The sequence below is a fragment of the Streptomyces durbertensis genome, assembly GCF_014156695.1.
In the GTDB taxonomy this organism is placed as follows: Bacteria; Actinomycetota; Actinomycetes; order Streptomycetales; family Streptomycetaceae; genus Streptomyces; species Streptomyces durbertensis.
The window spans coordinates 1-6,397 of sequence record NZ_WMLF01000316.1 but is presented as its reverse complement, the minus strand read 5'-3'; the positions used below and the strand labels follow the sequence as shown (position 1 = coordinate 6,397).

Genomic DNA, 6,397 nt, shown 5'->3' with positions numbered 1-6,397 from the left:
GACCCAGGTCGTGCGGTCGTAGCAGCGGCCGCGAGGCGGTACGCGGACGCCGTCCGGCCGCCCGGGACGGAACCGGGCGGCCGGGCCCGCCCGTCTAAAATGTCGGGGCTGCCCAGCGGCAGTCCAGCAGGAGCAAGCGAGGCGGCCGAAACCTCCGCGATGAGTCCAGCGGCCAGATGGGACAGGCATGAACAAGCCGTTGCGCAGGGTTGCCATCTTCTGCGGACTGCTGATGCTGGCGCTGATGGTTCGGGTGAACTGGGTGCAGTTCGTCCAGGCCGACGAGCTCCAGAACCACGCCGACAACCGCCGCGTGAAGATCGAGCGTTACGCGCATCCGCGGGGCAACATCATCGTCGAGGGCAAGTCGATCACCGGCTCGGAGAAGAGCGACACGACCGACTTCGCCTACAAGCGGACGTGGAAGAACGGGCCGATGTGGGCGCCGGTCACCGGCTACTCCTCCCAGGCCTTCGACGCGAACTTCCTGGAGAAGATCTACGACGGCATACTCACCGGCAACGACGACCGGCTGTTCTTCAACCGCACGGTCGACATGCTCACGGGCAAGCCGCGTGAGGGCGGCAACGTCGTCACCACCCTCAGCAACTCGGCGCAGAAGGCGGCGTTCGACGGGCTGAAGGGCAAGAAGGGCTCGGTCGTCGCGCTCAACCCGGAGACCGGCGCCATCCTGGCGATGGCGAGCACCCCCTCCTACAACCCGTCGGTGTTCGCCGGGATCAGCGACAAGGACGGCGAGTCGTACGTCAAGCTCAAGGACCACCCGGACGACCCGATGCTCAACCGGGCCATCCGGCAGACGTACGCGCCGGGGTCGACGTTCAAGGTGGTCACCGCGGCGGCGGCGTTGGAGAGCGGCAAGTACGACATCGACAAGAAGACCGGCATCGAGAGCCCGTACAAGCTGCCGCAGTCCACCAACCTCCTCGGCAACTCGGCGTACGACCGCCTCTGCGACGACGCGACGCTGCGCCGCGCGATGGAGCTGTCCTGCAACGCGACCTTCGCCGCGATCAGCGACGAGGTCGGCAACGAGGCGATGATCAAGCAGGCCGAGAAGTTCGGTTTCGGGTCGGAGGTTTTCACCCCGGTGCGGGCGGATGCCAGCGTCTACCCGGAGGACAACCGGCCGCAGAACGCGATGGCAGGTATCGGCCAGGCGTCGAACCGGGCGACCCCGCTGCAGATGGCGATGGTCACCGCCGCGATCGCCAACGACGGCAAGCTGATGAAGCCGTACATGGTGGACCGGCTGGAGGGTCCGCGCAGCACGGTGGAGCAGTTCCAGCCGGAGGAGATGGGCCAGGCCGTCTCGCCGGAGACCGCGCGCAAGCTGCAGGAGATGATGGAGTCCGTCGTCGAGAAGGGCACCGGCAGCCGGGCGAAGATCCCGGGGGTGACGGTCGGCGGCAAGACGGGTACCGCGCAGCGCGGTGAGGAGAACAAGGCCAACCCGTACGCCTGGTTCATCTCCTACGCCAAGAGCGGCGACGGTTCGCCGGTCGCCGTCGCGGTGATCGTCGAGGACAGCGACGCGGCCCGGGGCGACATCTCCGGTGGCGGTCTGGCCGCGCCGATCGCCGTTGATGTGATGAAGGCCATTCTCGACGGCAAGCGCTGAGGGTGAGCAGGAGCTTGGGCGGGACGCCGGCCGCCGAGGGCCGGGACCGGCCGCGCGACCCGGGTACCGTATGCCCGAGCGGCACACCGCCGGGCCCGACGGAACCGGGCCGGGACGAACGGAGAGGGCTGGAGATATGGACGAGCCGCGTCGCCTAGGCGGCCGGTACGAGCTGGGCCACGTGCTCGGCCGTGGCGGCATGGCCGAGGTGTATCTCGGCCATGACACCCGCCTGGGTCGTACCGTCGCGGTCAAGACGCTTCGGGCCGACCTCGCGCGCGACCCCACGTTCCAGGCGCGTTTCCGGCGGGAGGCCCAGTCGGCGGCCTCGCTGAACCACCCCGCGATCGTCGCCGTGTACGACACCGGCGAGGACTACGTCGACGGGGTGTCGATCCCGTACATCGTCATGGAGTACGTGGACGGCTCGACGCTGCGGGAGCTGCTGCACTCGGGGCGGAAGCTGCTGCCGGAGCGGGCGCTGGAGATGTGCATCGGCATCCTCCAGGCGCTGGAGTACTCGCACCGCAACGGCATCGTGCACCGCGACATCAAGCCGGCGAACGTCATGCTGACGCGCACCGGCCAGGTCAAGGTGATGGACTTCGGCATCGCGCGCGCGATGGGCGACGCCGGCATGACCATGACGCAGACGGCGGCCGTCATCGGCACCGCCCAGTACCTCTCCCCGGAGCAGGCGAAGGGCGAGCAGGTCGACGCCCGTTCCGACCTGTACTCCACGGGCTGCCTGATCTACGAACTGCTGACCGTCCGTCCGCCGTTCGTCGGGGACTCCCCGGTCGCGGTGGCCTACCAGCACGTGCGGGAGGAGCCGCAGCCGCCGAGCGCGTTCGACCCGGAGCTGACGCCCGAGATGGACGCCATCGTCCTGAAGGCGCTGGCGAAGGACCCGGACTACCGCTACCAGTCCGCCGACGAGATGCGCGCGGACATCGAGGCGCTGCTGGACGGCCAGCCGGTCGGCGCGGTCGCCGCGCCCGTGCCGGTGGGCTACGGGCACGCCGGCAACCCGGAGGACCGGCCCACGCAGGCGCTGCGGGCCGCCGAGCCGCGTACGTCGATGCTGCCGCCGGTCCGGGACGACGACGGCGGGTTCGGCTACGACGAGCCGCGCGGCCGGCGCGGCGGGCAGAAGAAGAGCAACCTCTCGACGATCCTGCTGGTGGTCGGCGCCGCGCTGGTGCTGATCGGCGCGGTCTTCCTCGGCAAGGTGATCTTCAGCGGCAACGCGGCGGGTGGCGAGGTGGAGGTGCCTCCGCTGGCCGGGCTGAGTCTCCAGGACGCCGAGAAGCGGGCGGGGAACGTCGGCTTCCGGGTCCAGGAGGGCGGCAGCGAGCACTGCGAGGAGGACAAGGGCCTGGTGTGCAGCACCAACCCGGCGGCCGGCGCCAAGGCCCCCCGGGACAGTGTGATCACCCTGACCATGTCCAAGGGCCCGGCCCCGGTCGAGGTGCCGGACGTCACCGGCCAGGACGCCGACGACGCCCGCGAGACCCTGTCGGACGCCGGCTTCAAGGTGGAGGAGAAGGCCGTCTCCTCGGGCACCGAGGAGGAGGGCACGGTCACCGCGCAGGACCCGCGCGGCGGCACGAAGGTCCAGAAGGACTCCACGGTGACGATCTCCGTCGTGCGGACCGTCACCAGGACCGTTCCGAGTGTCATCGGCAAGAGCTTCGACGACGCCAAGCAGCAGCTTGAGGCCATCGGCTTCGTGGTGGCGAAGGCCGAGCGGGAGGACGGCTCGGTCCCGGCCGACCAGGTGCTCAACCAGAACCCGGGCGCCGGCTCGCAGGCCGCGCCGAACGCGCAGGTGACGCTGACGGTGGCGAAGGCCCCCGAGCAGCAGAACGTGCGGGTGCCGGACGTCTCCAACCAGGAGTTGAAGGACGCCAGGAAGACGCTGGAGCAGGCCGGCCTGAAGGTGGAGGTGCAGGGCCCCGACGACGGCAAGGCGCGGGTGTTCGCCACCAACCCGGTCGCCGGCACCGAGGTGCCGAAGGACTCCACCGTGCGGGTCTTCACGTTCCCCGGCGGGGGCGGTGGCGACAACGGCGGTGACGGCGGGGGCGACGGCGACGAGGACGACGAGGGCGGCTTCATCCGAGGCCCCAACGGCTTCGGCCGGGGCTGAGACGCCACGTCGGCAACGCGTGAGGGGCGGTGTCAGCGGTTCTCGCCGCCGGGCTCCTCGGCCTTGCGGTCGGCGGCCTCCTTCGCCTCGACCTCCGGGTCGAGCGGCGTGGCGTTGACCCTCATCTCCTCGCCGACCTCGGTGGCCTCCGGCGGCTCGACCAGCCACTCCGGGTTGGCCTGCCGGTCCCACCAGCGCCAGGCGGCGACCGCCGCGCCGGTCAGCAGACCGAGCACGGCCAGGCGGCGGAAGACACGTCCGGTGCGGGCGCGGCGGGCGCGGCGCTTGGTGATCTTCCGCACGTCGGCGGCGGTCACCTCGCCGCGCAGGGCCGCCAGCGCGGCCCCCGACCGTGCCATGGCCTCCTCCTTCGCCGGGCCGGCCGCCGCGCGGGCGGCCTCCAGCCGGGGTCCGGCGTAGTCGGCGGCGTGCCGGGCGGCCTCCCTGGTGCGCAGCGCGGCCTTTGTGGCGGCGTCGTCCAGGGTGGGGGGAAGCGTCTCCCTGGCATGGGCGAGACGGGGCGCCAGACGGCTGTGGTACTGCTCCAGCGCGCCGTACCCGGCGGCCTTGGCGGCGTGACCGACCTTGGGGGCCACCGTGTCCTTCACGGCCCTGGCGTGCCGCATGCCTTCCTTGGCGCTCCCCTTGGTCCTGGCGCGCACGTCATCGATGCGGGTCACGGCTCCTCCTCCTCGGTGGGCTCTCCTCGGTGGCGTACTCGACGAGCATGCCTGCCGGGTTGCGGTTCGACATCTGCGGGCAGGCATCTGGGTCACGCATGCCCGGTACGGAAACATCCATGCGGCTTTTGTGGCGCAATGCCGACAATGCCATGGTTCGGTGCCCGGCGCGCTGATTCACGCGATGCACGCCCCCGAACGACGGCATGGGAGGATCGGTAGCCGTCACAAAGGACTATGGAAGGTAGATCGTGGCTGAGCAGCTCTACGCCACCCTGAAGACCAACCACGGCGACATCGAGATCCGGCTCTTCCCGAACCACGCGCCGAAGACGGTCAAGAACTTCGTCGAACTCGCCCGGGGCGAGCGCGAGTGGACGCACCCGGCGACCGGTGCACGGACCACCGACAGGCTGTACGACGGCACGGTCTTCCACCGTGTCATCAGCGGCTTCATGATCCAGGGCGGGGACCCGCTGGGCAACGGCACCGGCGGCCCGGGCTACGAGTTCGGCGACGAGTTCCACCCGGACCTGTCCTTCGACCGCCCGTACCTGCTGGCCATGGCCAACGCCGGTCCGGGCACGAACGGCTCGCAGTTCTTCGTCACCGTGTCGCCGACCACGTGGCTGACCGGCAAGCACACCATCTTCGGCGAGGTCTCCACCGACGCCGGCAAGAAGGTCGTGGACGCCATCGCCTCGACGGCGACCAACCCGCGCACCGACCGCCCCGTCCAGGACGTGGTGATCGAGTCCGTCGTCGTCGAGTCGCGCTGACGCCGGCCGGTACGCGGCCGGGCGCCGGGACGCGCCCGGCGCGGGAACCACACCGCCCCGCTCGTCCGTAGGACGGGTGGGGCGGTTTCCGGTGCGCCGGCCGCCCCGCGGCGGCGAGGACACCGTGACAGCGGCGGGAACGCCGTGACGACGGCAGGGACGCCGTGACAGCGGCAGGGGCAGCCGGGCGGCTGCCGGGACGAGGGAGTGCCATGGAGCACCAGCAGGGCGGACAGGGCCCGGAGCAGTACCAGCTGCCCGGCTGCTACCGCCACCAGGACCGGGAGACCGGCATCCGCTGCACCCGCTGCGAGCGGCCGATCTGCCCCGAGTGCATGATCGCCGCGTCCGTGGGCTACCAGTGCCCGGAGTGCGTGCGCGGAGGTTCCGGCACCGGCCACTCGGCCACCGCCAGCCGGCCGCGCACGATCGCCGGCGGCACGCTCGTCGGCGACACCAAGCTGGTCACCAAGGTGCTGCTGGCGATCAACGTCACGGTCTTCGTCGCGGTGCTGGCCACCGGCCGGGACCTCGTCGAGCAGCTGTCCATGCTCGGCCTGGCCGCGGAGCGAGGTCCGTTCGACCCGTTCAGCCCGCCGGAACTGCTCGGCGTCGCGGACGGCGAGTGGTACCGGCTGATCACGTCGGCGTTCCTGCACCAGGAGTTCTGGCACATCGGCTTCAACATGATGGCGCTGTGGTTCCTCGGTCCGCCGCTGGAGGCGGCGCTCGGCCGGGCCCGGTTCCTCACGCTGTACCTGCTCTCCGCGCTCGGCGGGAACGTGCTCACGTACTGGCTGATGGAGCCGAACGTGATGTCCCTCGGCGCGTCGGGCGCGATCTTCGGCCTGTTCGGCGCGACGGCCGTGCTGATGCGCCGCATGCGCTACGACATGCGGCCGATCGCCGTGCTGCTGGGCATCAACCTGGTGATCACGTTTGTCCCCGGACTGAACATCGCCTGGCAGGCGCACCTGGGCGGGCTGGTCGTCGGGGCGGTCGTGGCGTACGCGATGGTGCACGCCCCCCGCGAGCGCCGCGCGCTCGTCCAGTGGGGCACGTGCGCACTGGTCGCCGTCCTCCTCCTCGCCCTCACCGTCGCCCGCACGATCAACCTCCTCGGCTGACCCCCGCCCTCTGCCCC

5 protein-coding genes are annotated in these 6,397 nt (G+C 71.0%); 4 read left to right on the top strand and 1 reads right to left on the bottom strand.

All coding sequences use genetic code 11. The features are described from left to right. Positions 1-187 precede the first annotated feature (187 nt). Positions 188-1,642, top strand: a complete 1,455-nt coding sequence (locus GL263_RS19045; RefSeq protein WP_182856941.1) for a peptidoglycan D,D-transpeptidase FtsI family protein — start codon at positions 188-190, stop codon at positions 1,640-1,642. 136 nt (positions 1,643-1,778) lie between these two features. Beyond that, positions 1,779-3,794 (top strand): Stk1 family PASTA domain-containing Ser/Thr kinase, encoded by a 2,016-nt coding sequence (pknB, locus tag GL263_RS19040; protein ID WP_182856940.1) that lies wholly within the window; start codon positions 1,779-1,781, stop codon positions 3,792-3,794. Positions 3,795-3,826: 32 nt separating this feature from the next. Here the strand turns inward: pknB and GL263_RS19035 are convergent, their stop codons facing one another. Beyond that, positions 3,827-4,474 (bottom strand): DUF5324 family protein, encoded by a 648-nt coding sequence (locus tag GL263_RS19035; RefSeq protein WP_182856939.1) that lies wholly within the window; start codon positions 4,472-4,474, stop codon positions 3,827-3,829. A gap of 251 nt (positions 4,475-4,725) precedes the next feature. On the opposite strand from GL263_RS19035, the gene GL263_RS19030 reads away from it, so the two are divergent. Both GL263_RS19030 and GL263_RS19025 read left to right on the top strand, forming a co-directional pair. Then, the gene (locus GL263_RS19030) at positions 4,726-5,253 is read left to right on the top strand and encodes a peptidylprolyl isomerase (protein WP_182856938.1); all 528 of its coding nucleotides are present in this window, start codon (positions 4,726-4,728) and stop codon (positions 5,251-5,253) included. A gap of 212 nt (positions 5,254-5,465) precedes the next feature. Beyond that, positions 5,466-6,380, top strand: coding sequence for a rhomboid family intramembrane serine protease (locus GL263_RS19025; RefSeq protein ID WP_182856937.1), 915 nt, complete (start codon positions 5,466-5,468; stop codon positions 6,378-6,380). Positions 6,381-6,397: the final 17 nt, after the last annotated feature.

Bases quoted from the DNA above. Each gene is read 5' to 3' on its own strand.
- GL263_RS19045 (WP_182856941.1), top strand. From the start codon at position 188: ATGAACAAGCCGTTGCGCAGGGTTGCCATCTTCTGCGGACTGCTGATG.
- pknB (WP_182856940.1), top strand. From the start codon at position 1,779: ATGGACGAGCCGCGTCGCCTAGGCGGCCGGTACGAGCTGGGCCACGTG.
- GL263_RS19025 (WP_182856937.1), top strand. From the start codon at position 5,466: ATGGAGCACCAGCAGGGCGGACAGGGCCCGGAGCAGTACCAGCTGCCC.